The sequence below is a fragment of the Aminobacter sp. P9b genome (assembly GCF_045345995.1).
Lineage (GTDB): Bacteria > Pseudomonadota > Alphaproteobacteria > Rhizobiales > Rhizobiaceae > Aminobacter > Aminobacter niigataensis.
This window is the reverse complement of the sequence record NZ_CP150082.1, coordinates 3,782,224-3,806,450: the sequence shown is the minus strand read 5'-3', so window position 1 is coordinate 3,806,450 and position 24,227 is coordinate 3,782,224. Positions and strand designations below refer to the sequence as shown.

Here is a 24,227-nt window from a genome sequence, read left to right as displayed (position 1 = left end):
AGAGATTGGGCGAGGCGGTTGTGACAGCCAATCTCTACCCTTGAGGGGGAGATGTCCGGCAGGACAAAGGGGGGCAACGTAGAGCATTTGCGGTCCCAGTCTCTTGCTTGGAGCGAAACCTAACCCCGCATCTTGTCGCCCGAGGGATCAAAGGGCGGTTCGACATTGATGCGGGCAGGGCGGCGGTGGCCGAGGATTTCGATCTCGAACAGGCCTTCCGCCTCGTTTTCGGCAAGTGCTGCCGGTACATAGCCCTGAGCCATCGACATTTGGACATAGTGGGCATAGCCACCCGACGTGACCCAGCCGACGACGCGCCATTCGCCGTCGACGATGCCGCGCACGGCGGAGGCGCCGGTGGCGGCGTCCGAGCCGCGTACTTCCTTGCCGGTTTCGTCGAAGCGCGGCGCGCCGTAGCCATGCGGCTTCTCGACGGTGCCGAAATCCTTGGCGCCGACCTTGGCCCAGATTGGCTCGTCGCCCATTACATCGGCATCGTGGGCGTCGACATAAAAGGAAACGCGGCGAAGTTTCGGCCCTTCGGCGTGCTCCTTGGCGGCTGCCTCGCGACCGATGAAGTCGTTCTTCTCGAGCTTGATGAAGCGCTCCATCGAACCTTCGAACGGGCCGTAGATCGGGCGAAGCTCGCGGAACCAGGTCGGAAAGTTCTTCTCAAGGCGCATCGACAGAAGCGCGCGCATGCCGAAATCGACGATGCCGAACTCCTCGCCGGCGTCCTTGATCGCCTTGTAGACCAGGCGCTGGTAGGCGGGTGCCATCCAGATCTCATAGCCGAGATCGCCGGTGTAGGTGATGCGGTTGACCATGCAGGGCGCGGCGCCGACGGCCATCTCGCGGAAGTCCATGAAGCGGAAGGCCTTGCTGGAGACGTCGACGTCGACCAGCTTGGCCAGCAGCTCCTGCGACCTGGGACCGGCTATGGAAAGGCCGACGAGCGTCTGGTCGAAACGGTGGATGCGCACCGAACCGTCCTTGGGCAAGTGCTTTTCGAACCAGCGCAAGTGGTACTTCTGTGCGGCCGACGAGCCCCAGATCATGAACTTGTCGTCGCCCGTCTTGGCGATGGTGAAGTCGCCGATCAGCCTGCCGAACTCGTTCAGCATCGGCGTTAGCACGATGCGGCCCTTCTTCGGCATGCGGTTGGTCATCAGCCGGTTGAGGAAATCCTCGGCCGCCGGGCCTGACACCTCGTACTTCGCGAAGTTGGCGATTTCGGTCACGCCGACGCGGTCGCGCGTCGCCCGCACTTCGTTGCCGATATGCTCGAAGTCGTTGGAGCGGTGGAACGAGACGATGTCCTTGGGTTCTTTGCCCTTCGGCGCGAACCACAGCGGCGTCTCCAGGCCCCAACTGTCGCCCATGACGGCGTTGTTGGCCACCATGGTGTCGTAGAGCGGAGTCGTTTGTGCCGGCCTGGCGGCCGGGAGCTCTTCATTGGGGAAGCGGATCGAGAAGCGGCGCGAATAGTTCTCGCGTACCTTGGCGTTGGTGTAGCGCAGGCTTGCCCATTCGCCCCAGCGCGCGACATCCATGCCCCAGACGTCGAAGCCCGGATCGCCGTCGACCATCCAGTTCGACAGCGCGAGACCGACGCCGCCGCCCTGGCTGAAGCCGGCCATGACGCCGCAGGCGACCCAGAAATTGGTCAGCCCCTGAACCGGGCCGACGAGCGGGTTTCCGTCGGGGGCGAAGGTGAAGGGGCCGTTGATGACCTGCTTGATGCCGGCGTTGGCGATGCCGGGGAAATGCTGGAAGCCTATCTCGAGCGAGGGCGCGATACGGTCCAGGTCGGGCGCAAGCAGTTCGTGGCCGAAATCCCATGGCGTGTTGACCGGCGACCACGGCTTGCAGGCCTTCTCGTAGGTGCCGAGCAGGATGCCGTTGCGCTCCTGGCGGGTGTAGATCTCGCCCTTGAAATCGAGCACGCCGATCATCTCGCGGCCGGTTTCCTTGTTGAAGGCCTCGACCTCGGGCATCGGCTCGGTCAGCAGGTACATGTGCTCCATGGCGAGCACCGGCAGCTCGACGCCGACCATGCGGCCGACCTCGCGCGCCCACAAGCCGCCGCAGTTGACGACGTGCTCGGCTTTCACCGTGCCCTGCTCGGTAACGACGTTCCAGGTGCCGTCGGGCTCTTGCGTCAGCTCCTTGACCGGGTTGCGCAGCACGATCTCGGCGCCGAGTTTCTTCGCCGCCTTGGCGTAGGCATGGGTCGTGCCCGATGGGTCGAGATGGCCCTCGACAGGATCCCACATGGCGCCGACGAAGTGCTTTTCGTCCATCAGCGGGAACATCTTCTTGGCTTCGGACGGGGTGATCAGCTCGGTGTCCATGCCGATATAGCGGCCCTTGGCATGGGCGAGGCGCAGGAAGTCCATGCGCTCGGGGCTGTCGGCCAGCATGACGCCGCCGGTCAGGTGCAACGAGCAGGACTGTCCGGAAATCTCCTCCAGTTCCTTGTAGAGCTGCACCGTATAGGCCTGCAGCTTGGCGACGTTGGGATCGCCGTTGAGCGTGTGGAAGCCGCCGGCGGCATGCCAGGACGAACCCGACGTAAGCTCCGAACGCTCGATCAGCATGACGTCGGTCCAGCCGGCGCGGGCGAGATGGTAAAGCACCGAGCAGCCCACCACGCCGCCGCCGATGACAACTGCTTTCACATGGGATTTCATATGGTTATGTCCGATTGTGCGTAAGATGAATCAGGAAGTGGCGATGGATCAGGCGGCCGCGACGGCCTCGATCTCCAACAGCCAGGATTCGTCGAAGATGCCCGTGATGATGACGGTCAGCGCGATCTTGCGCTCGCCGATCACCTCGTTGCGAATGCGCCGGTTGTCGAAGCTGTAGGCGCGGTCAGACAGGAAGATCGTCACCTTGACCAGATTGTCGAGGTTCATGCCGGCAGCATGCAGCTGGGCCTCGACATTGCTCCACGCCAGCCGGCACTGGCTTTCGAAATCGGTGGGGACAGTTCCGTCCTTGGCCACCGGAATCTGGCCGCTGATGAACAGCGTCCGGGAGTGATTGGTCACCTCGATCGCTTGCGCGTATCCGGTGACGACGGCCGGTGCATCGGTCGAGTTGATTTCGCGCTTGTGCATCGAGACTTTCCTCAGAAATCGGTCGGTGCGCCGCCTTCGGCCCTGCGTTTGTCGACAAAAGCGTTGAGTTCTTCGCGGATGGCTGGGTCCATCCAGGGCTCCTCGTAGGAGGCCAGGCGCTCCTTCCAGACGCGGTTTGCCCGCTCCACAGCCGTTGGGCTGCCTGCCTCGGCCCAGGTTTCGAAATTGCGCCAGTCGGAAATGATCGGCGAGTAGAAAGCGGTCTTGTAGCGGTCCTGGGTGTGCTGGGTGCCGAAGAAGTGGCCGCCGGGGCCGACATCACGAATGGCGTCGATGGCGAGCGCATCCTCCGACAGGTCGAGCGGTGTCAGGAATTCGGCCACCATCTGCAACAGGTCGATGTCGAGGATCATCTTTTCGTAGGAGCAGCGCAGCCCGCCCTCCAGCCATCCGGCCCCATGCAGCATGAAATTGGCGCCGCTCTGGATCGCGCCCCACAGCGAAAAGACGCTTTCATAGGCAGCCTGCGCATCGACCGCGTTGGCGGCGCATACGTTGGAAGTGCGGTAGGGGATGTTGTAACGGCGGGCCAGCTGGCCGCCGACAAGCTGTGCCTTCATGTATTCGGGCGTGCCGAAGGCGGGCGCGCCGGATTTCATGTCAACGTTGGAGGTGAAGCCGCCATAGCCGACGGGCGCGCCTTTGCGGACCATCTGGGTGAAGGCGAGACCCGACAGCGCCTCGGCGTTCTGCTGCACCAGCGCTCCGGCTATGGTGACGGGCGCCATGGCGCCCGACAAGGTGAAGGGGGTGACGATCACCACCTGGCCCATCGACGACATCTGGATGATGCCTTCCATCATCGGCACATCGAGCTTCAGCGGCGAGTTGGTGTTGATGATGGTGTAGACCGAGGGCTCCTCCATCATCTGTTCGCGTGAGATGCCGCGGGCGATCCGGGTGATCTCGATGCCGTCGACATTGCGCTCCTTTCCGAGAGAATAGATGTGGAACACCTTGTCGGTCAGCGTCGCCAGATCGCGGATGCACTCGAGATGGCGCACCGAGGGGTGGATATCCACCGGCTCGACCGGATAGCCCCCGGTTGTCTGCAGGATGTTGTGCATCTGGGCGAGCTTGAGGAAGTTGCGGAAGTCGGCCTGGTTGCCGGGGCGGCGACCACGGTCGAGATCGGAACAGTTGGGCGCCGACGCCATCTGCGACAGCACAAGATTGTTGCCGCCAAAGCGCACATTGTGGGCCGGGTTGCGGGCGTGCAGCGTGAACTCGGCCGGCGCATGCGAGATCAGCTCGAGGATCATGTCGGAATCGAAGCGGACGCGCTCGGAGCCGTCACGCACGTCGGCGCCATGCGCCTTCATGATGCGGCGCGCCTCGTCGTGCAGAACATCGACGCCGATTTCCTTCAGCACCCGCAGCGAAGCGAGATGGATCGATTCCAGCTCGTCGTCTGAGATCAGCTTGGTCGGTGTGAAGGGTATCTTGAGCTGGCGGAACGGCGGCTGCTCGAAGGCCTGGGATCCGCCGGCGCGCTTGCCGGCACGGCCACCACGACGAGCGCGATCGGAGGCAGGAGCCGGTTCGGCTGTTTGCAGGGCGACGGTCATGGAGTCCTCACGGGCAAGCTTCAGTATCGCGGGGCATAATGGACTGGGCCGGAAAGCCTTATTGCGGAGGCGGCGACCAATAGCGCGAGGGAAACGACATCGCCGATGGGACTGGACCGACGTTCTCCGATGTGGTGATGCAACACGCATGTGGCGGTCCGTCGATAGGATCGCGGCCATTCGATTCTCCTGGTGATCCGCTTTGACAACTCCGACCTCCACCGCAGCCGAAGCGCCATTGAATTGGGCGGCCCTCGGCGGCGTTACCGCGGCATTGGCGATGTTCGGCGCGGCGCAAGGGCTGAGCTACCCGCTGTTTTCGCTGCTGATGCAAAAGCAGGGCATGTCACCGGCGATGATCGGGCTGTCGGCTGCGATGATGCCGCTCGGCCTGATCACGTCAGCAGCCTTCGTGCCGGCGGCCGTGCGCCTGGTCGGGGCACGAAACCTCGCCATCGCATGCTCACTCGCCGGTGCGCTTTGTTTCCTGCTTATCGGCTACCTGCAGGACTGGGTCGCCTGGTTCGTCGTCCGCTTCATGATCGGCGTCGTCATCAACCCGCTCTACATTCTCGGCGAGGTCTGGGCGCTGTCGATGGCGCCGCCATCGCGTCGCGGGCGGGTGATGGGGGTGTTCAACACCCTGATGGGGATGGGCTATGCCACCGGGCCGCTGGTGCTGACCATCGTCGGCACCTCGGGCTGGATGCCCTTTGCCGTGGCGATCGTGGGTTTCATCGCCTGCGCGATCATCCTGCGCATGATGTCAAATCTTTCGGGCTTCGAGGAGGATGGCCAATCGGTCGGCGGGGTGATGGGGTTTGCCGCGCTAGCTCCGGCACTGCTGTTTGCCGTGCTGGTGTCGGCGGCCAACCAGCAGAGCACCTATTCGCTGCTGCCGATCTTCGGCGCGAGCCACGGCCTGCCTGAAGCGGTGCTCGCGGCAATGCTGACGGCATTGTCGATGGGAAATATCCTGTTGCAGATCCCGCTCGGCCTCTTGGCGGAGCGTGTGGGCGGCCGCACCATGATTTTGTTCTGTGCCGGGGCCACGGCTGCCTGCGCGGTGCTGTTGCCGATGCTGATCGAGACGCGGGTCATCTGGCTGGTGCTGGTGGTGATGGGGGCGGTCGGCTACGGCGTCTACACCATGGCGCTGGTCGAGCTCGGCAGTCGCTTCAACGGCAGCGCGCTGATCGCCGGCAATGCCGCCTTTGCGCTCATGTGGGGACTGGGCGGCATCGTCGGGCCGCCAAGTTCGGGGCTGGTGATGCAGGCGGCCGGGCCGATCGGGCTGCCGGTCGTGCTGGCCAGCTTGAACGTCATCCTGCTTGCCTTCGCCTTCTATCGCATGGTGCTGCGCAAGCGGACTGCGGGCTAGCGAGGGCTGCGGGCAAGATGCGCGACGGCGGTGATAGGCACCGTCGCGCCGGAGATGGTCAGTCGGCCTTGGCGACGTGCCAGACGCCGCCCTTGCCTTCACCGGTTACGTCGCCTGCCTTCTTGTCCTGGACGAACGTATAGAGTGGCTTGCCCTCATAGGCCCACATCTTCGAGCCGTCGTCGCGGGCGACAACCGTCCACTCGCCTTCGTCCTTGGCGTCGGCCGCAGCCATCAGCGGCGGCCAGTTGACGGCGCAGTCGCCATTGCAGGCCGATTTGCCGGCGCTGTCCTTGTCATAGGTGTAGAGCGTCATGCCGTTTGCGTCGGTGTACATCTTGCCGCCGGCGCCTTCCGCGACCTTGGCGGGCTCGGCGGCGAAGGCGGCCACGCCGGTCAGGAACAGAACGGCGAGTGCTGTGGAAATTGTCTTCATGATGATCGCTCCCAGGAGTTCAGCCGACATGCCGGCTACACACGCAGACAACGCCTTTCCAGGGCGCTGTATTCCCGAACCTTTTCACCGGTTGCGGATTTTCCGGCGCTTGTCGATTTGCCGAGCGCCGGGTTAGAGTGTCACCATGTGCGCTCTCAACGCCCATATTCCGCTGCGGGAGGCAGCATCGAAGCCGTCGCCGCGGACCCGGCATACGGAGCTCCTGCGCCTTTGCGCGCGCATCGGCTATTCGCCGCCGCTTGGCCTCTGAATCCGCCCCGGCAGTTGCCGGATTGATTCAAGAGGAAGGCACAAGCCCATGACCTATCAGAACTATTCGCTGAAGCAGCTTCAGCAGATCGATGCCGCGCACTATCTGCATCCGTTCACCGACCACAAGGAACTGCGCGACATCGGCTCGCGCATGATCACCCGCGCCGAGGGGCCGTTCATCTACGATTCGGAAGGGACGGAACTGCTCGACGGCATGGCCGGCCTGTGGTGCGTCAATGTCGGCTACGGCCGCACCGAACTGGCCGAGGCAGCCTATGAGCAGATGAAGGAGCTGCCCTACTACAACTCCTTCTTCAAGTGCTCGACGCCGACGCCGGTGCTGCTTTCCAAGAAGCTTGCGGAATTGGCGCCAAAGAACATCAACCAGGTGTTCTATGGCTCGTCGGGCTCCGAATCCAACGACACCGCGCTGCGGCTCGTGCGCCACTACTGGGCGATCGAGGGCAAGCCCGAGAAGAACCGCATCATCTCGCGCAAGATGGCCTATCACGGCTCGACGGTTGCCGGCACCTCGCTCGGCGGCATGGACGGCATGCACCAGCAGCTCGGCGGCGCTGTGCCGAACATCGTCCATGTCATGATGCCCTATGCCTACGAGTTGGCCCTGCCGGGCGAAAGCGACCACGATTTCGGCCTGCGTGCCGCCAAGTCGGTAGAGGATGCAATCCTGGAGGCTGGCGCCGAAAACGTCGCGGCCTTCATCGGCGAGCCGATCATGGGCGCCGGCGGCGTCAAGATCCCGCCGGCCAGCTATTGGCCGGAGGTCCAGCGCATCTGCCGTAAGTACGACGTGCTGTTGATGCTCGACGAGGTCATCACCGGCTATGGCCGCACCGGCGAGTGGTTCGCTGCCCAGACTTTCGGCATCGAAGCGGACACCATCACCACTGCCAAGGCGCTGACTTCGGGCTACCAGCCGCTTTCGGCGCTGCTGGTCGGCGACCGGATCGCCGCGACGCTGGTCGACAAGGGCGGCGAGTTCTACCACGGTTACACCTATTCCGGTCACCCGGTGGCCTGTGCCGTGGCGCTCAAGAACCTCGAGATCATCGAACGCGAAGGACTGGTCGAGCGCGTCAAGACCGACACGGGTCCGTATTTCGCCCAGATGCTCAAGCGTATTTCCGGTCACGGCCTCGTCGGCGAGGTGCGTTCGGTCGGCCTGATGGGTGCCATCGAGATCGTCAAGGACAAGGCGACCAAGGAGCGCTTTTCGCCGGTCGGCAGTGCCGCGGTCGCCATCCGCGATCATGCCATCGCCAACGGCATGATGATGCGCGCGACGGGTGACTCGATGATCCTGTCGCCGCCGCTGATCTGGACCCGCGCCACCATCGACATGGCCGGTGACCGTATTCTCAAGGCGCTCGATCTCGCCGAGCGCGACCTGAGGAACGCCTGATCACAAGACCGGGCAGGACATGCGCCTGCCCGGCCAAACTCAGTGAATGCATGGCGACGTCGGCGACGCCTCGCTGGCCGATATGCTCGTTCGCATGTCGTTTGTGCCGAGGTGTTTTCTTAGAATATGAAAATAAGCTTCTGAAAACATTACATATATGTAATGATGGCATTCATATTGGGTTCAGCTGGCGGCCGCTACTTCTCGACCTATCAACGAGAAGGAGCCTCCCAAATGAAACGCATCGTTCTTGCCGCCGTCGCCTTGTCGATGTTCGCAGCCCCGATGGCTCAAGCCCAACAGCGCTACGAGGCACCGCGCCACGGCAGCCACTACAGCCAGCAGCAGAAATGGCAGGATTATCGCAAGAAGCCGTCAAAGCGGCACTACTGGTCAAGGGGCAAGCGCGTGCCCGACTGGCAGCGCAAGCAGGCCCTTCGCGACTATCACCGCTATGGCCTCAAGCGTCCAGGACACGGCCAACGCTGGGTGAAGGTCGACAATGATTTCCTGTTGATCAGCGTGGCATCGGGCATCATCGCCGCGGTGGTGGCCTCGCGCTGACGCGAGCAACCCAGTCCCAATTCGGAAAGGGCGGTTCGCCGCCCTTTCTCGTTCCCGCTTGGGGAGGGCGCAGGCTATTTCGCCTTCATTGCCGGATAGACCCGACAGATATTGGCATGTCGGTCCGTATTCCGAGGGCGCCAGTCGCCCAGGCGCGCATCTCTGGTGAAGCATCGCCGGACTTGAGTATCGATATGGCCAGCGTCGAGATATCCGCCGGTGGCTCTTTGTTGCTGGTTACGTAGGTGATGTAGCCGACGACGATCGCACATCCCACCGAGACGATCGGGGGCGCGAATAACATAGTTGCCCGCGCAATTGATCGGCAGCGTTGAAACAGGGTGGACTTCGGAAGCTCGTCCTCATCAATTTGATCAGTCATTCCACTCCTCCTGGGAGACCGCAGAACACCAAGGTAGGATATTGATCTATATTAGTTAAAATGCGGATAATGGCTTTCTCGCGCTTCCGCGCCGGTGCTCGGCTGCACTGAGCGATCCGCTCGCGCAGAGAGGCTGAGCCGTTTCGGCTTGTTCATGACAGGGTGAGTGCTTATGTTGTGCACTGCACAATAGCCTGTGCCTGCCGATTGTCGGACGGGCCAGCGTGGTTCTTGAAAACCGGAGCGCAGCACATGAAGAGCAGACGGTTGACGAGGGCCTCGCGCCAATCCACTGCCATTGCCGGCAATCTGATGCTGGCGCCAATGGTCATGGCCATGCGGCTGCCGATGATGGCGAGTGAAGCGCAAAGCGGTGGGATACTGCGTGGCGAGAGCCTTGCTGCCGTCACCGAGAAAACGAACGCCATGGCCGAGGGCATGGTCGCTGCGCAGATGTCTTTTTTCCACTCGGCGATGCAGTTCTGGCCCGAAGTGCTGTCAGGACGAACGCCGTCGGTGTTGAACGGCGTGGCCGCCCAGCGTTCGGTTGCCGCGGCTCTGGGGCCGGCGAGCAAGCGCGTCAGGGCCAACTTCCGCCGGCTGGCGACCAAATCGTAGGCTGAAGCTGAACGCAAAAACCGCGCCCCGAAACGGGAACGCGGCTTTGCCACTTGAACGCATGGCCCTTCGCGACGCTTGACCAGCGAAGGTTACTGCTCCGGTACGCAAGACCTGATCCGGAGCCCGGGGCGGCTGCGATGACCGCCCTTGCAAACCGTTTTACCCGGACATCGTTACCGCGTGGTTAGCGAGAGCTTAAGCAAACCTAAATTTTGAACTTTTTTGTCCTGGGTTGACCAGATCATGCGGAATCGCCGCGCAGGAACTTGATGATCCCCGAGAAATCTGTGCCGCCATGGCCGAGGGCGGCAAAGAGCGCGTAGAGCTGAGTTGCTTCGGCACCAAGCGGTGTCACGGCGCCAGCCTGCTGGGCGGCTTCCTGCGACAATTTGAGATCCTTGAGCATCAGGGCTGCGGCAAAGCCCGGCTGGTAGTCGCGATTGGCCGGCGAGTTGGGCACCGGACCCGGTACCGGGCAATAGGATGTCAGCGACCAGCACTGGCCGGACGACGTCGATGCGACGTCGAACAGTGCCTGGTGGGACAGACCGAGCTTTTCGGCGAGCACGAACGCCTCGGCGACACCGATCATCGAGATGCCGAGGATCATGTTGTTGCAGATCTTGGCCGCTTGTCCCGCACCGGCGTCGCCGCAATGGACGATACGCCCGGCCATCGGCTTGAGCACCGGTTCGGCCTTATCGAAGGCGGCTTGCGCGCCGCCGGCCATGAAAGTCAGCGTGCCGGCAGCCGCACCGCCGGTGCCGCCGGATACGGGCGCATCGACCGAGAGCAGGTCGTGCCTGGCTGCAATCGCATGGGCCTTGCGCGCGGAATCGACATCGATGGTCGAGGAATCGATGAGCAGCGCGCCCTTCTTCAGTTTGGGCGCGATGTCTTCGTAGACCGACAGCACATGCTTGCCGGCCGGCAGCATGGTGATCACCACATCGGCGTCCTTGGCGGCCGCGACCGCATTGGCCATGACGGTGACGCCGTTGCCGCGCGCGGTTTCAAGGTGCTCCGGCATCAGGTCGAAGCCATGGACGGCGTGTCCGGCCTTGACGAGGTTGGCGGCCATGGGATTGCCCATGTTGCCCAAGCCGATGAAAGCGACTGTGGTCATAGAGTGGTTCCTTCCAAGCAGCGAATGGCGAGTAGTGAGTAGCGAATAGGGAAGGCGGCGCGGGTTAGCGATCTATTCGCTACTCACATTCCCTATCTCCCAATCAAATGCCGCGCGATGATGACGCGCATGATCTCGTTGGTGCCTTCGAGGATCTGGTGGACGCGCAGGTCGCGCACCAGCTTTTCGATGCCGTAGTCGTGCAGGTAGCCGTAGCCGCCAAGCAGCTGAAGGGCATCGTTGGCAATGTTGAAGCCTGTGTCGGTGACGAGCCGCTTGGCCATGGCCGACCATTTCGACGCGTCATGCGCCTTGCGGTCTAGCTTCGACGCGGCAGCGTAGAGGAACAGCCGGGCCGCCTGCAGCTCGGTCTCCATGTCGGCGAGGCGAAACTGAAGTGCCTGGAAGCGGTCGAGGGTCTGGCCGAACGCCTTGCGTTCGGCGGTGTAGGCGAGCGCCTTGTCGAGCGCCGACTGCGCGCCGCCGACGGAGCAGGCGGCAATGTTGAGCCGTCCGCCGTCGAGACCGGCCATGGCGATGCCGAATCCGGCGCCTTCGCCGGAGAGCAGGTTTTCAGCCGGCACCTTGCAGTCGTCGAAGATCACCTGGCGGGTCGACTGCATATGCCAGCCCATCTTGTGCTCGTTGGCGCCGAAGGAGAGACCGGGCGCATCCTTGGGCACGACAAGCGTCGAGATGCCCTTCGGGCCGTCGGCGCCGGTGCGCACCATGGCGACGTAGACGTCGCTGTCGCCGGCGCCTGAGATGAACTGCTTGGTGCCGTTCAGCACGTAGTCGCTGCCATTGCCGCCGCTGCGCACGGCCTTTGTCTTCAGGGCGGCGGCATCCGAACCGGAGCCCGGCTCGGTCAGGCAGTAGCTGGCCAGCCATTCCATCGAGGTCAGCTTCGGCAGCAAGCGCTGGCGCTGCTCCTCGTTGCCGAACCGGTCGATCATCGCCGCCGCCATGTTGTGGATCGAGATGAAGGATGAAAAGCCCGGGCAGGCATGCGCCAACTGCTCGAAAACGAGCACGGCGTCGAGGCGGGTGAGGGCGGAGCCGCCGACATCTTCCTTGACATACAGGCCGCCGAAGCCGAGCTGGCCGGTCTCGCGGATGACATCTTCGGGGAAGTGCTTGGCCTTGTCCCATTCGAGGGCAAAGGGCGCGACTTTTTCGGCGGCAAAACTGCCCGCCATTTCGCGGATGGCCAGCTGATCTTCGTTGAGTTCGAATTGACCGGCAGTCGCATCGATTGCGGCGTCCATGTCGGCCTCCCTGTCGTTTTTTGGCTATGCGCGACGTTCAATCTAGACCAATGATGCCGCCGCGCAACCCGACGAATACCGCGAAGCGGCTGTGCGGAATTTCGACAGCGAGGGCACTTGTGGCGACTTTTTTGAAGGATGGATCCGTCACTTTCAGCATCCTGCGCGGGCGAGCCTGACCATGGCCAAGGCGATCATGCTCCAGGGCACCGGCTCCGATGTCGGCAAGACCGTTCTGGTTGCCGGCCTGTGCCGCGCGGCACGCAATCGCGGGTTCAGCGTCCGGCCGTTCAAGCCGCAGAACATGTCGAACAATGCTGCCGTCGCCGACATTCCGGGCGAGGCGGGCGGCGGCGAGATCGGCCGCGCCCAATGGCTGCAGGCGATCGCCTGCGGGGTCAAGCCGTCGATCCACATGAACCCGGTGCTGCTCAAGCCGCAAAGCGACATCGGCAGCCAGGTGGTGGTTCAGGGCAAGGTTTTTGGCCACGCCAAGGCGCGCGACTATCAGGAACTGAAGCCGAAGCTGATGGGCGCCGTCCTCGATTCGTGGGCCAAACTGGGCGAGGGGGCGGATCTGGTCATCGTCGAGGGTGCCGGCTCGCCTGCCGAGATCAACCTGCGCCCGCGCGACATTGCCAATATGGGATTCGCCACGCGCGCCAACGTGCCGGTGATCCTCGTCGGCGACATCGACCGCGGCGGCGTGATCGCATCGGTCGCCGGCACGCATGTCATCCTGCCGGAAGAAGACCGACGCATGATCGTCGGCTACCTGATCAACAAGTTCCGTGGCGACGCCAGCCTGTTCGACGACGGCATCACGGCGATCGAAGGTTTCACCGGCTGGCGCTGTTTCGGCGTCGTGCCGTGGCTCAAGGCGGCGGCTCTGCTGCCGTCGGAGGATTCGGTCATCTTCGAACGGTTGGCCGGCGGCGAAAAGCGGGCGCTCAAGGTTGCCGTGCCGATGCTCGGGCGCATCGCCAATTTCGACGACCTCGACCCGCTGCGCGCCGAGCCGCAGGTAGAGGTGGTGTTCGTGCCGCCCGGCCAGCGCTTGCCCGAAGATGCCGGACTGGTTGTCATACCCGGTTCGAAGTCGACCATCGGCGATCTGCTGCTGTTCCGCGAAAACGGCTGGGATCGCGATCTCGAGGCGCATCACAGGCGTGGCGGCCATGTCGTCGGCATTTGCGGCGGTTACCAGATGCTGGGCCGTGTCGTGTACGACCCCTCGGGAATCGAGGGCAGTGTCACGGAAGCGCAGGGCCTGGGCCTGCTCGACGTCGAGACGGTGATGGAGCCGGAGAAGACAGTACGCAATGTCGAAGCGTATTCGGTGCGCTACGGTGAGCCGCTTTCGGGTTACGAAATCCATCTCGGGCGAACGACGGGTCCCGATTGCGTCAGGCCCACCGCCGTCATCAGCGGCGTCGACGACGGCGCGACCTCGGCCGACGGCAAGGTGTTCGGCACCTATCTGCATGGCCTGTTCGGCGCCGACGGCTTTCGCGGGCGTTTCCTTCAAAGCCTTGGCATCAGGGGCGGTGGTATCGACTATCGCGCCGAGGTCGAACGCGCTTTGGACGAGATTGCCGAACATCTCGAACGGCATCTCGACTGCGATGCGATCTTCGCCGCCGCGCGCTGACTGGCGCTATTCGACCCGGACGTCAACCTTCGGCCAATAGGTGCCGAAGCACCACACATTGCCTTCGGGGTCGCGGCAGATGAATTCGCGGCTGCCGTAGTCGCGGTTGGTCATCTCCTGGACGATGACCGCACCTGCGGTCTTTGCCCTGATGTAGACCGCGTCGGCGTCTTCGGTCGCGACATAGACGGACTTGCCGCCGTTCTGACCAGGTTCGCCAACGATGGTGCCGTAGTCGTCCGGGCGCGACGAGCCGATCATGACCATCGACGAACCGAGGGCGAGTTCGGCATGGCCGACGTCTTCGCCGCTCATGTATCTGGCATGGACGGCGAAACCGAAGGCCTCGCTTAGCCAGCCGATCATCCCGGCGGCGTCCTTGTAGCGGAGAGTGGGGAAGATCCTTTGAGCTTCGGGAGTGGGCATTTTGCGCCTCCTGCGTGGCGGATTGAACGACAACCCACTCTGGCGAAGACCAGTTCCACCGTATTGAACAAATGTTACCGGGCTCAGTTGAGCTTTTGGAGCAGCGCTGTTGGTGTTGTTCCTGACAGCTCGCGGAATTCGCGCACCAGATGCGCCTGGTCGGCATAGCCGCATTCGGCAGCCAGGTCGGCCCAGTCTATTTCGTCCGCATTGCGCGCCAGGCGTGCCGTGCGATCAAATCTGACGATGCGTGCGACCGCCTTCGGACCGATGCCGACTTGGTCGGCAAATCGCGCCGCAAGATGTTTGCGGCTGCATCCGATCTCGCTGGCGATGGCTGCAATGCGGATACGTCCGCCGCTCGACGTGATTTTCGCCATGGCCCAGGCAATCTCGGCCGCTGGCGAAGCCGTGATCGCCAAACGCTCGACTATGTAGCTCTCGACAAGGTCCAGACGCCGATGCCAGCCCGTTTCCTGGCCGAGCCTTTCGCGTAGTGCATTGCCGTCCGGGCCGAGCACCTCATCGAGCGTCACCATGCGGTCGGCGAGTTCGTGCATCGGGATGCCGAAGAAGCGACGGGCGCCGAGCGGGGTGAAATTGACCTGGACGCAGCACGACCGGCCAAAGGAATCGATGACCACCGGACCGGCGTGAAGACCCGAGGCAAAGCTGGCATAGCGGTCATTGTCTCCAGGCGCCCGGCTCAGGCCGATAGCGAACGGCTCGCCGAAGCTGATGACAAGCGGCACCGTCAGCGAGGCTGCCTCGCTCTGCCTGACATAGGCAGGAACGAGTTCGCGAAAGCCGACGAGATCGGTGATGACGCCCGCAAGCAATCGTGACGGAGTGCGCCGTACCATCTCGAACTGCCCGGTGGACTGATCCGCCGATGCATTCGTCGGCGCTTGGTCGTTTGCCATTGCTCCTGGCTCCGCAGATGCAATGCAACGTACCTCAGTGGCAGGTGACGGTCAAAACGGGGTCAGAATCCGGCCATCACCCGCAGCGGGTTGGTCGGGTCGATGAGCAGGCGGATGGCAAGTGCCACGCAGGTGCAGACCAGGAGAGGCTTGATCAGCTTGGCGCCGCTGCGCATCGCCATGTGGGCGCCGAGCCGTGCGCCGAGAAACTGCGCTGCGCCCATCATCAGCCCGATCTTCCAGTACACGGCACCGACAATGGCAAAGGCGAACAGGCCGCCGATGTTGGAGGCGAAATTCAACAGTTTGGTGTGGGCAGTGGCCTTGAGTATGCCGTAGCCGGCAAGCGACACGAAAGCGAGCATGAAGAACGAGCCGGTGCCGGGGCCGAAAACGCCGTCATAGAAACCGATTGCCGGCACCACCGTCACGCCGAACAGGAACGGCGTCATGCGCTCGGTGCGGTCGACGTCGCCCATGTTCGGCTTGAAGGCGAAGTAGAGCGCGATAGCCACCAGCAGGACCGGCATGAAAGCGCGCAGGATGTCGCCGGGAAGTATCGTTGCCAGCAATGCGCCGAATATCGAACCGATGCAGGACATGGCAGCGGCGGGCAATTGCTTGCGGATGTCGACATGGCCCTTGGCGGCGTAGGAGATGGTCGCAGAGCCCGATCCGAACAGCGATTGCAGCTTGTTGGTGCCGAGCGCCGTGACGGGCGGGAGGCCGGCCAGCAGCAGCGCCGGAATGGTGATCAGGCCGCCGCCGCCGGCAATGGAATCGATGAAGCCGGCAATGAACGCCGCGACCGTCAGGAGCAGGATCGTTTCGGTGGCTATTTCGAACATCGGCGCGGGCTCTGCCTGGAGGGAGCCGCCTTCGACCACAGCGAACCCGCTTGCGCAATAGCGGCCCAGAATCAGCCGCAGCTTGGCTGTTGGGCCACGTGTTTTTCGCCGCCATTTGTTCTATATCGGACACAGCAACTGCCTCGACGGAAGGGATTCGCATGGCGACGGGATTGCTGACCCAGATTCGTACGCTGTTCGAAGGCGACCCGGGGGTGCGCAAGGTCGCCGATGATCCGGTGCTTTCGGCCGAACTGCTTTTGCTTTTCCGCATGATCCTGGCGGACGGCGTAGCCAGCGACAGCGAGATGGTCGCATTTCGCCGGATTTGTACCCAGGCTTTCGGCATCGCCGAACAGAGCATCGACGCTGTCATCGAGTATCTCAACGAATTCGGCTACGAGACCAACGGCTCGCAGGCGATTGCGATGTTCCGCGATCTCGATGTCGAGCGGCGCAGGCAACTGGCACGGCACATGGCCGATATCGCCAAGGCTGACGCCCACCTGGCGGAAAACGAGGTCAAGCTCTTGCGCCGTACGCTCGATCTGCTTGGCATCAGCCCGGTCGACGTGGTGAAGCCGGCGACATAATGCCTGCCAACCGGCGGCTCACCCCTGTTCTTGCAGGCGCCGTGCAATCGCCCTGTGCAGATCGGGCGCTGCGGAAACTAGCGCTTGCGCCGCTTCCGATGCGGGGTGGCTGAGCACATCCGAAGTCTTGCCGCGCTCGACGATCCGGCCCTCATGCATGACCAACACGTCGTCGGTAATGGCGCGGGCCACCGTCAGGTCGTGGGTGATGAACAGATAGGCGACGCCGAGCTTCTGGTTGAGTTCTGCAAACAGGTCGAGGATCTGGGCGCGGATCGATACGTCGAGCGCCGATACCGGCTCGTCGGCGACGACCAGCTTCGGCCGCGTGATGATGGCGCGCGCGATGGACAGGCGTTGGCGCTGGCCGCCGGAAAATTCGTGCGGGTATTTCTCCATGTCGGACCGGTTGAGGCCGACCTCGTGCAGCGCGCGGGCCACCATGTCGCGGCGCTCCTTGCGGTCGGGACGACGTTCCAGAAGGTGCAGGGGCTCGGCGACCAGCCGTTCGACGGTATGGCGCGGATCGAAGGAACCGTAGGGATCCTGGAACACCACCTGCATGTTGCGCCGCGGCCGTCGCAGTTCCGCCTCGCTGCGCCCGGCGATGTCCATGCCGCGAAACTTGATGGCGCCCGAGGTCGGCGTGTCGAGCGCCAGGATCATGCGGGCAAGGGTGGACTTGCCACAGCCCGAGCGCCCGACAAGCGCCACCGACGCGCCGGGCTTCATCGTCAGCGAGACATTGTCCACCGCGCGTACCCGTTCCGGCCTTGAAAACAGCGATCGGCGCGTGCCGGGATAGTCGCGCGTGACATTGGCGACGTCGAGCAGGTTTTCAGTGCCGGTCTCGTCCCCGTGCGGCCTGACCCGAGCCGGAACATGGGTGGAAGCAAGAGCGAGTTGGCGCGTGTAGGGATGAGTGGCCTCCGAAAGCGTTCGGGCGGTGTCGCCACTTTCCATTACCGCGCCCTGGCGCAGGATGGTGATCCGGTCGGCCATCTCGGTAACAACCGCAAGGTCGTGCGAGATGAACAGCAGGCTCATCTTGTTTTCGCTGACCAATTCCTTGAGCAGGTCGAGGATCTGGGCTTGCAGAACCACGTCGAGCGCGGTCGTCGGCTCGTCGGCGATCAGCAGCTTCGGCTTCAGCGCGCAGGCAATCGCGATCGCCACGCGCTGACGCTGGCCGCCGGACAGTTCGTGCGGATAGCGCGACAACGCAAATTTCTGCTCGGGCAGGCCGACGCGGTCGAGGATCTTCCTGGCGCGCTCTTCAGCCTCGGCGCGGCTGGCCCTGGTGTGCCAGCGGATGCCTTCGGCGACCTGTTCGCCGATGGTCTTGACCGGGTTGAGCGCGGTCATCGGCTCCTGGAACACCATGCCGATGTCATCGCCGCGTAGGGCGCACATCTGCGGTTCGGTCGCGCCGAGGATGTCGATGCCGTTGAAGGTGATGCGCCCCTTCATCTGGGCATAGTCGGGCGTGAGCCGCATGACGGCAAGTGCCGTCATCGACTTGCCCGAACCGGATTCCCCGACGAGACCCAGCACCTCGCCGGGGGCAATGGACAGGTCGATGTCCTTCAGCACCGGCTGGCTGCCGATCTTCAGCGACAGTTTTTCGATATCGAGCAGGCTCATGGCCGGCGCCTCGCGCGCGGATCGAAGATGTCGGAAATGCCGTCGCCGAGCAGGTTGAGCCCGAGAACGGTAAGCAGGATGGCGCAGCCGGGGAACAGGGCGAGCCAGGGCGCCACGATCATCAGCGTCTGGGCGTCGAACAGCATGCGGCCCCAACTCGGCATCGGCGGTTGCGTGCCGAGCCCGACATAGGACAGGGCGGCTTCGGCGAGGATGCCGAGCGCGAACTGGATGGTGCCCTGGACCAGCAGCAGATTGGCGATGTTGGGAATGATGTGCTCGACGGTGATGCGCGCCTTGCCCTTGCCGGCAGCACGGGCGGCAAGAATGTACTCGCGAGGCCAGATCGAGAGCGCACCGGCGCGGGCGACGCGGGCAAAAACCGGAATGTTGAAGATGCCGATGGCGATGATGGCGTTGATGGCGCTGGGGCCGAAGACAGCCGTGATCATGATCGCCGACAAAAGGGCAGGGAAGGCAAAAATGAGGTCGTTGAAGCGCATCAGCGCCTCGTCGATCCAGCCGCCGCGGGCCGCCGCCCAGCAGCCGAGCGGAACGCCGACGCCCATGCCGATGCCGACGGCGACGAGGGCGACGGCGATCGAATTGCGCGCGCCGATCATGATCATCGACAGCACGTCGCGGCCGAAGTGGTCGGTGCCGAACCAGTGGGCGGAGGAAGGCGGCTGCATGCGGTCGGCAACGATCAGCCTGGTGACGTCGAAGGGCGTCCAGAAGAACGAGACGAGCGCCATGGCCGCGACGACCAAGGTGATGAACAGGCCGATGACGAAGGAGCGGTTGGCAAGGGCCCTGCCGGCGAGGGCGCCAAGGGTCGATGGGTTGCCTGGAACCGTGCCGCTCATTGCCGTGTCCTCAGGCGGGGATCGACCAGCGCGTAGGAAAGGTCGACGAGCAGGTTCACGACGACGACGGCGGCGACGAGCAACATGACCACGCTTTCGACCACGATCAGGTCGCGTTGGGTGATCGCCTGGAACACCAGTCGCCCAAGGCCGGGCAGGTAGAAGACGTTCTCGATGATGATGGTGCCGGCAAGCAGGAAGGCGAATTGCAGGCCCATTATGGTCAGCACGGGAATCAGCGCGTTTCGCAAGGCATGCCGCCACATCACCGCGCGCATCGGCATGCCCTTGGCGCGGGCGGTGCGGATGTAGTCCTCGCCGAGCACCTCGACCAGGGCTGCACGGGTGACACGGGCAAGGATCGCTGCCTGCGGCAATGCGAGCGCCACCGCGGGTAGGATCAGCGCCTTGAGTGCCGGCCAAATACCTGCGCTCCAGCCGGGAAAGCCGCCTGCCGGAACCAGCCGCAACCAGACGGCGAAGACATAGACCAGCAGAAGCGCGAACCAGAAATTCGGCATCGCGACGCCGATTTGCGCCACCGCCATGGCTGCGGTGTCGCCGGCTCGACCACGACGCGCGGCGGCAAACAGCCCAACGGGAATGGCAATGAGCGTCGACAGCGCGAGTGCGATGATCGCCAGCGGAAAGGAGACGACGACGCGCTCCTTGACCAGGTCGATGACGGGAACCGAATAGGTGTAGGATTTGCCGAAATCCAGCGACAGCAGGCCCCGGGCCCAATCGAGATAGCGTACGATCAGCGGCTGGTTGAGCCCCATCTGGTCGCGCAGCAACTCGACCTGCGCTTCGCTGGCATTCATGCCAAGCATCACGCGAGCCGGGTCGCCCGGAACCACCTCCAGCATCAGGAACACCACGACCGAGGCGACCACGAGGGTCGCAGCACCGATCAGCAGGCGTTTGAGCAGATAGGCGGTCATGGGCTCAAACTGCCCGAGAAAACGCCGCTCCGAAAGCTCGCAAAGGTTGCGGAGCGGCTGAGTTCACAGGGTTCTTGTCAGTCGGCCCACTTGCCCTTGGTCAGGTCGTTGGCCTGGATGGGGGAGTTCTCCCAAAGGCCTTCGACCTTGGCGTCCCAGATGCCGACCTTCGGCAATTCGAATAGGAAGCCGTTGACCGCATCGTCGGCGAGGATCTTCTGCGCCTGCTTGTAAAGCTCGGCGCGCTTGGCCTCGTCAGAAGTCAGGTTGAGCTCGTCGATGACCTTGTTGAACGCAGGGTTGTCGTAATTGAAGTAGTAGTCCTTGCGGGCGTAGATATCGATGTCGTTGGGCTCGGTATGCGAGACGATCGACAAGTCGTAATCCTTGTCGGTGAACACCTGCTTGAGCCAGTCGGCCCATTCGACCGGGATGATCTGAAGGTCGATGCCGATCTCGCGCAGTTGCGAGGCGACGATCTCGCCGCCCTGGCGGGCATAGCCGACCGGCGGCAGCTTGAGCGTTGCCTTGAAGCCGTCGGGAAGTCCGGCCTCCTTGAGCAGTTCCTTGGCCTTGGCGACATCGTGCGGATAGGTGCCGGTGAAGTCGACATAGGCCGGGTTGTGCGGCGCAAAGTGCGAACCGATCGGCGTGCCGAGGCCGCCCGTAGCGCCGTCGATCAGCGCCTTGCGGTCGAGCGCATGGGCAATCGCCTGGCGCACCTTGAGATTGTCGAAGGGCGGCCGCTTGTTGTTGGTCGACAGCACCGTTTCGCCCTCGGTGGTGCCGATGACGACCTTGAAGCGCGGGTCGGCCTTGACCTGGGCGAGCGCGTCGCCGAGCGCGAAATTGGGCAGCGCCTGCACGTCGCCGGAAAGCAGGGCAGGGATCGCCGCAGCGGCATCGGGGATGATGCGGAACTCGGCCTTGTCCAGCGCGACCGGATCGCCCCAGTAGCCGTCGGCCTTGACCAGCGTGATCGACGAGCCCTTGGCCCAGTTCTGGAACTTGAATGGCCCGGTGCCGATAGGCTTTTCCTTGTTGGTCTCGGCCGTCTCCGGCGCCACGATAACCGCGTCGCCCCAGCCGAGATTGTAGAGGAACGAGCCGAGCGGGTTCTTCAGCGTCACCTTGACGGTCGCGGGGTCGACCACTTCGACACTGTCGATTGGCGCGAACAGGCCCTTCTGGGCGTTGACCGAGGTCTCGCCACGGGCGCGGTCGAGTGAGAATTTCACGTCGGAGGCGTCAAAGTCGCTGCCGTCGTGGAACTTCACCCCCGAGCGCAGCTTGAACGTGTAGGTCTTGCCGTCGTCGGAAATCGTCCAGCTTTCGGCAAGGTCGGGCAGCACTTCGCCACGCGAACCGATGCGGGTCAGGCCTTCGAAGACGTTGGCGTAAAGCACTTCGTCGATGGCTGCGGCGGCACCGGCGGTCGGGTCGAGGTGAGGCGGCTCCAGCGGCATGCCAAGCACAAGATCCGTGCGCGCGGCCATTGCGGCGGTGCTGGACGCCAGCGCCAGCGCTGCAGCTGCCAGGATGGTTTTCCACTGCTTCATGCTCAGATCTCCCCGCTTCATTTCGACCCGCCGGATAGAAGCGCGATTTTCCGGCCGAGTAAATCAAGTTTGTTGCAATTGCAGCGGCGCTGCCGAATTGAATTTTTCCCGGCGGCGTGCCCGAGCGTTGCTTGCCCGATCAGCCGTTGAACTGGCCGCGCAACAAGATGTCGAGCCCGATTGCCATCACCTTGGCCGATTGCACCATGTCATCTATGCCGACCCACTCGTCGGGCCGGTGCGCGAGATCGAGAATACCGGGGCCATAGGCGATGCAATCGTACAGATGGCCGATACGCGCGACGTGCTTCTGATCGTAGGTGCCGGGCGAGATGACGTATTCCGGCTCCTTGTCGAAGATCTCGCGGATGCCCTTGGCGATGGCCGAGGCAACCGGCGCATCGCGCTCGGTCATCAGCGGCTGCACCTCCATGATGTCGCGGATCTCGTAGTCGAATTTTTTCCGCTCGCGCTTCAGGCGATCGAGAATGCTTGTGACTTCGCCCTTCACGTCGAGGATGTTCTCCTCGAGCAGGAAACGCCGGTCGATGGTCAGCCGGCAGGAATCGGGCACGTTGGGCGAAGGCAGGCCGGGGCGGAAATCGTCGGTTTGGCCGCCATGGATGGAGTTGATGTTCATGGTCGAGCGCCGCGCACCCTCCGGCACCACCGGCATGCGCGTGGTCTTGCGATCAAGCGCAGGGAATAGCTCCTGCTCGAAGGCTTCGAGCACGGCGCCCATGTGGCGAACGGCACAATCACCCAGGAACGGCATCGAGCCGTGCGCGATCGCGCCCTTGGTCTCGATCTCGGCCCACCAGACGCCGCGATGGCCGAGGCAGATCCGATCCTTGTTGAGCGGTTCGGGGATGATGACGTGGTCGACCTTGGGCTGCGAGAAATAGCCCTTGCCGGCGAGATAGGCGACGCCGCCGAAACCGCCCGATTCCTCGTCGACCGTGCCTGATATCTCGATGGCGCCGGGGAAATCCGGGTTCACGTCCATGAACGCTTCCGCCGCGATGATCGAGGCGGCGAGCCCGCCCTTCATGTCGCAGGCGCCACGGCCATAGACGCGACCGTCGCGGATGACCCCTGCGAAGGGATCGACGGTCCAGCCTTCGCCGGCTTCGACGACGTCGATATGCGAGTTGAAATGAACCGTCTGGCCACGCGAGCGGCCGTCGAAGCGGGCGACGACGTTAATGCGGGGATAGCGCTCGGTATCGCCGGGTGTGCCCTCGGCACGGATGTATTCGATACCAAAACCGCGCTTGGCGAGACGCGCGCCGAGGAACTCGGCGCAAGGACGATAGGCGTCGCCGGGCGGGTTGATGGTGGGAAAGCGGATCAATTCGGCCGTGAGCGCGGCCAGTTCGTCGCGGCGGTCGTCTATGATCTTGAAAAGCTTGTCATACATGCGTTCGACACGAACCCGATTTGCCTGTCGATTACAGTCTTGCGCATCCGCGCAAACGTGTCGAGCGCGCCGACTGCCCGGAAACCGGGCAGCCCGACTTGGGAGGGGCGCTAGGGACGAACGGCCGTGACTTCGATTTCGACCAGCCAGCCGGGAGCGACGAGGCCGGCGACCTGCATCACCGAGCGAGCCGGCAGGTTGGGCTGTTCCTTGGTGCCGAAGAACTGGACGTAGCCTTCCATGAAGCCGCCGAAATCCATCTTGCCGCCCTTGTCGGGGTCGCCGACCAGGAAAACCTGCATCTTGACCACGTCGCCCATTTTCAGGCCGAGGCCGTCTAGCGTCTTTTCGATCGACTTCAGGACCGATTCGGTCTGGGTCTTGGTGTTGCCATAGGCGGCGAGGCTGCCTTTTTCGGCCTTTTCGTCGACGACGGACGGCACCGCGCCGCTGACATAGACGGTCGTCTTGCCCGCCGGCACCTCGACTGCCTGGGCGATCGGGAAGTCCGAATTCGGGTTTTTGTGGCGCAAGACATCCTGGGCCATCGCGCTTCCGCCGAGGAAAAGGCCAGCCGCAAGCGCAGCGGCGCCGATCCGCATCTTTGTCATCTCTTTCTCCTTTTGCCGCATGGAAATGGAGCAGTCGGCAGGATCACCGGCTGCCTTGGACGGGTCAGAGAATCGCTCCAACCTGTTGAACAGGCATCATCAAGGGTCGATTCTGGCGATGATGTGTCAGCGCGAGCCGGCAACGTCCTCGGCCGTCACCGCATCCTTGTAGTCGTTGCCGAAATTGGTCCGGACATAGTTGACCACCGCGGCGACCTGATCGTCGCTCATCATCTTGCCGACCGGAGGCATGCCTTTGAGGCCATGCAGGATGACGAAGACCGGGTAGCCGCCGGCCTCCAGGTTCACGTTCTTGGCGAGGGCCGGGTACTTGCCGGCGCCGACCGCGCCCTGGCCCTGGTCCATGTGACAGGCCTGGCAGACATTGGCGTACAGTTCCTGGCCGGTCTTTTCGGAGAAGTTGTCGCCGTCGCTGAATGTGGCGCCGGCCGAATCGGCCAGTGCCACCGTGGCAGAGAAAGCCGTGAAGAGGGCCGTTGCGGCCACCAGGCCGAGTGAGTGCTTGGGTTGCTGGGTCATATTGGCATGCCTTG

23 protein-coding genes are annotated in these 24,227 nt (G+C 63.4%); 6 read left to right on the top strand and 17 right to left on the bottom strand.

Annotation, left to right across the window (positions count from 1 at the left end; genetic code table 11):
- Positions 1–119: 119 nt before the first annotated feature.
- Genes WHT83_RS18760 through WHT83_RS18750 form a run of 3 tightly spaced genes read right to left on the bottom strand, consistent with a single transcriptional unit; the run spans position 120 to position 4,714 of the window.
- Positions 120–2,693 carry an FAD-dependent oxidoreductase gene (locus WHT83_RS18760; protein WP_406872034.1) on the bottom strand — a complete coding sequence of 858 codons (2,574 nt, stop codon included), beginning with the start codon at positions 2,691–2,693 and terminating at the stop codon, positions 120–122.
- A gap of 48 nt (positions 2,694–2,741) precedes the next feature.
- Positions 2,742–3,125: a RidA family protein gene (locus WHT83_RS18755; RefSeq protein WP_108607813.1), complete on the bottom strand. Its 384-nt coding sequence runs from the start codon at positions 3,123–3,125 to the stop codon at positions 2,742–2,744.
- An 11-nt stretch (positions 3,126–3,136) separates the two neighbouring features.
- Entirely contained in the window at positions 3,137–4,714 is a 1,578-nt protein-coding gene (locus tag WHT83_RS18750) for a trimethylamine methyltransferase family protein (protein WP_108607814.1), read from the bottom strand.
- 238 nt (positions 4,715–4,952) lie between these two features.
- Here WHT83_RS18750 and WHT83_RS18745 point away from each other — a divergent pair, with 238 nt between their 5' ends.
- Positions 4,953–6,095 carry an MFS transporter gene (locus tag WHT83_RS18745; RefSeq protein WP_406872033.1) on the top strand — a complete coding sequence of 381 codons (1,143 nt, stop codon included), beginning with the start codon at positions 4,953–4,955 and terminating at the stop codon, positions 6,093–6,095.
- Positions 6,096–6,153: 58 nt separating this feature from the next.
- Here WHT83_RS18745 and WHT83_RS18740 read toward each other — a convergent pair whose 3' ends face one another.
- A complete protein-coding gene (locus WHT83_RS18740; RefSeq protein WP_318761381.1) occupies positions 6,154–6,531 on the bottom strand; it encodes a hypothetical protein in 378 nt (125 codons plus the stop codon).
- A 319-nt stretch (positions 6,532–6,850) separates the two neighbouring features.
- Between WHT83_RS18740 and WHT83_RS18735 the strand changes: the two genes are divergently transcribed.
- Together WHT83_RS18735 and WHT83_RS18730 are read left to right on the top strand one after the other, a co-directional pair.
- Positions 6,851–8,227 carry an aspartate aminotransferase family protein gene (locus tag WHT83_RS18735; RefSeq protein ID WP_406872032.1) on the top strand — a complete coding sequence of 459 codons (1,377 nt, stop codon included), beginning with the start codon at positions 6,851–6,853 and terminating at the stop codon, positions 8,225–8,227.
- A gap of 234 nt (positions 8,228–8,461) precedes the next feature.
- On the top strand, positions 8,462–8,791 hold the full coding sequence (locus WHT83_RS18730) for an RcnB family protein (RefSeq protein ID WP_318761382.1): 330 nt from the start codon (positions 8,462–8,464) through the stop codon (positions 8,789–8,791).
- Positions 8,792–8,876: 85 nt separating this feature from the next.
- On the opposite strand, the gene WHT83_RS18725 is transcribed toward WHT83_RS18730, so the two are convergent.
- Entirely contained in the window at positions 8,877–9,173 is a 297-nt protein-coding gene (locus tag WHT83_RS18725) for a hypothetical protein (RefSeq protein WP_406872031.1), read from the bottom strand.
- Positions 9,174–9,425: 252 nt separating this feature from the next.
- Here WHT83_RS18725 and WHT83_RS18720 point away from each other — a divergent pair, with 252 nt between their 5' ends.
- Positions 9,426–9,791 carry a hypothetical protein gene (locus WHT83_RS18720; protein WP_406872030.1) on the top strand — a complete coding sequence of 122 codons (366 nt, stop codon included), beginning with the start codon at positions 9,426–9,428 and terminating at the stop codon, positions 9,789–9,791.
- A 244-nt stretch (positions 9,792–10,035) separates the two neighbouring features.
- Here WHT83_RS18720 and mmsB read toward each other — a convergent pair whose 3' ends face one another.
- Both mmsB and WHT83_RS18710 read right to left on the bottom strand, forming a co-directional pair.
- Positions 10,036–10,941: a 3-hydroxyisobutyrate dehydrogenase gene (mmsB, locus tag WHT83_RS18715; protein WP_343061701.1), complete on the bottom strand. Its 906-nt coding sequence runs from the start codon at positions 10,939–10,941 to the stop codon at positions 10,036–10,038.
- A gap of 71 nt (positions 10,942–11,012) precedes the next feature.
- Positions 11,013–12,188: an isobutyryl-CoA dehydrogenase gene (locus WHT83_RS18710; RefSeq protein WP_108607821.1), complete on the bottom strand. Its 1,176-nt coding sequence runs from the start codon at positions 12,186–12,188 to the stop codon at positions 11,013–11,015.
- Between the two features lie 181 nt (positions 12,189–12,369).
- Here WHT83_RS18710 and WHT83_RS18705 point away from each other — a divergent pair, with 181 nt between their 5' ends.
- Complete coding sequence (locus WHT83_RS18705; protein ID WP_406872029.1) at positions 12,370–13,839, top strand: cobyric acid synthase; 1,470 nt, start codon at positions 12,370–12,372, stop codon at positions 13,837–13,839.
- Between the two features lie 6 nt (positions 13,840–13,845).
- On the opposite strand, the gene WHT83_RS18700 is transcribed toward WHT83_RS18705, so the two are convergent.
- The 3 genes from WHT83_RS18700 to WHT83_RS18690 form a co-directional block, all read right to left on the bottom strand.
- A complete protein-coding gene (locus WHT83_RS18700; protein ID WP_183260624.1) occupies positions 13,846–14,265 on the bottom strand; it encodes a VOC family protein in 420 nt (139 codons plus the stop codon).
- A gap of 83 nt (positions 14,266–14,348) precedes the next feature.
- A complete protein-coding gene (locus WHT83_RS18695) occupies positions 14,349–15,188 on the bottom strand; it encodes a helix-turn-helix domain-containing protein (RefSeq protein WP_406872028.1) in 840 nt (279 codons plus the stop codon).
- Positions 15,189–15,250: 62 nt separating this feature from the next.
- Positions 15,251–16,036 (bottom strand): TSUP family transporter, encoded by a 786-nt coding sequence (locus WHT83_RS18690; protein WP_406872027.1) that lies wholly within the window; start codon positions 16,034–16,036, stop codon positions 15,251–15,253.
- A gap of 161 nt (positions 16,037–16,197) precedes the next feature.
- On the opposite strand from WHT83_RS18690, the gene WHT83_RS18685 reads away from it, so the two are divergent.
- On the top strand, positions 16,198–16,629 hold the full coding sequence (locus WHT83_RS18685; protein ID WP_183260630.1) for a TerB family tellurite resistance protein: 432 nt from the start codon (positions 16,198–16,200) through the stop codon (positions 16,627–16,629).
- An 18-nt stretch (positions 16,630–16,647) separates the two neighbouring features.
- On the opposite strand, the gene WHT83_RS18680 is transcribed toward WHT83_RS18685, so the two are convergent.
- The 7 genes from WHT83_RS18680 to WHT83_RS18650 form a co-directional block, all read right to left on the bottom strand.
- Positions 16,648–18,273, bottom strand: coding sequence for an ABC transporter ATP-binding protein (locus tag WHT83_RS18680; RefSeq protein ID WP_406872026.1), 1,626 nt, complete (start codon positions 18,271–18,273; stop codon positions 16,648–16,650).
- Positions 18,270–19,139 carry an ABC transporter permease gene (locus WHT83_RS18675; RefSeq protein WP_406872025.1) on the bottom strand — a complete coding sequence of 290 codons (870 nt, stop codon included), beginning with the start codon at positions 19,137–19,139 and terminating at the stop codon, positions 18,270–18,272. The genes WHT83_RS18680 and WHT83_RS18675 overlap by 4 nt, the downstream gene beginning before the upstream one ends.
- On the bottom strand, positions 19,136–20,083 hold the full coding sequence (locus tag WHT83_RS18670; RefSeq protein ID WP_406872024.1) for an ABC transporter permease: 948 nt from the start codon (positions 20,081–20,083) through the stop codon (positions 19,136–19,138). Before WHT83_RS18670 ends, WHT83_RS18675 begins: the two co-directional genes overlap by 4 nt.
- Before the next feature lie 77 nt (positions 20,084–20,160).
- Positions 20,161–21,642, bottom strand: a complete 1,482-nt coding sequence (locus WHT83_RS18665) for an ABC transporter substrate-binding protein (RefSeq protein ID WP_406872023.1) — start codon at positions 21,640–21,642, stop codon at positions 20,161–20,163.
- Positions 21,643–21,781: 139 nt separating this feature from the next.
- The gene (locus tag WHT83_RS18660; protein ID WP_406872022.1) at positions 21,782–23,062 is read right to left on the bottom strand and encodes an acetylornithine deacetylase/succinyl-diaminopimelate desuccinylase family protein; all 1,281 of its coding nucleotides are present in this window, start codon (positions 23,060–23,062) and stop codon (positions 21,782–21,784) included.
- Positions 23,063–23,172: 110 nt separating this feature from the next.
- On the bottom strand, positions 23,173–23,673 hold the full coding sequence (locus tag WHT83_RS18655) for a RidA family protein (protein ID WP_318761394.1): 501 nt from the start codon (positions 23,671–23,673) through the stop codon (positions 23,173–23,175).
- Positions 23,674–23,799: 126 nt separating this feature from the next.
- Positions 23,800–24,213, bottom strand: a complete 414-nt coding sequence (locus WHT83_RS18650) for a c-type cytochrome (protein WP_406872021.1) — start codon at positions 24,211–24,213, stop codon at positions 23,800–23,802.
- Positions 24,214–24,227: the final 14 nt, after the last annotated feature.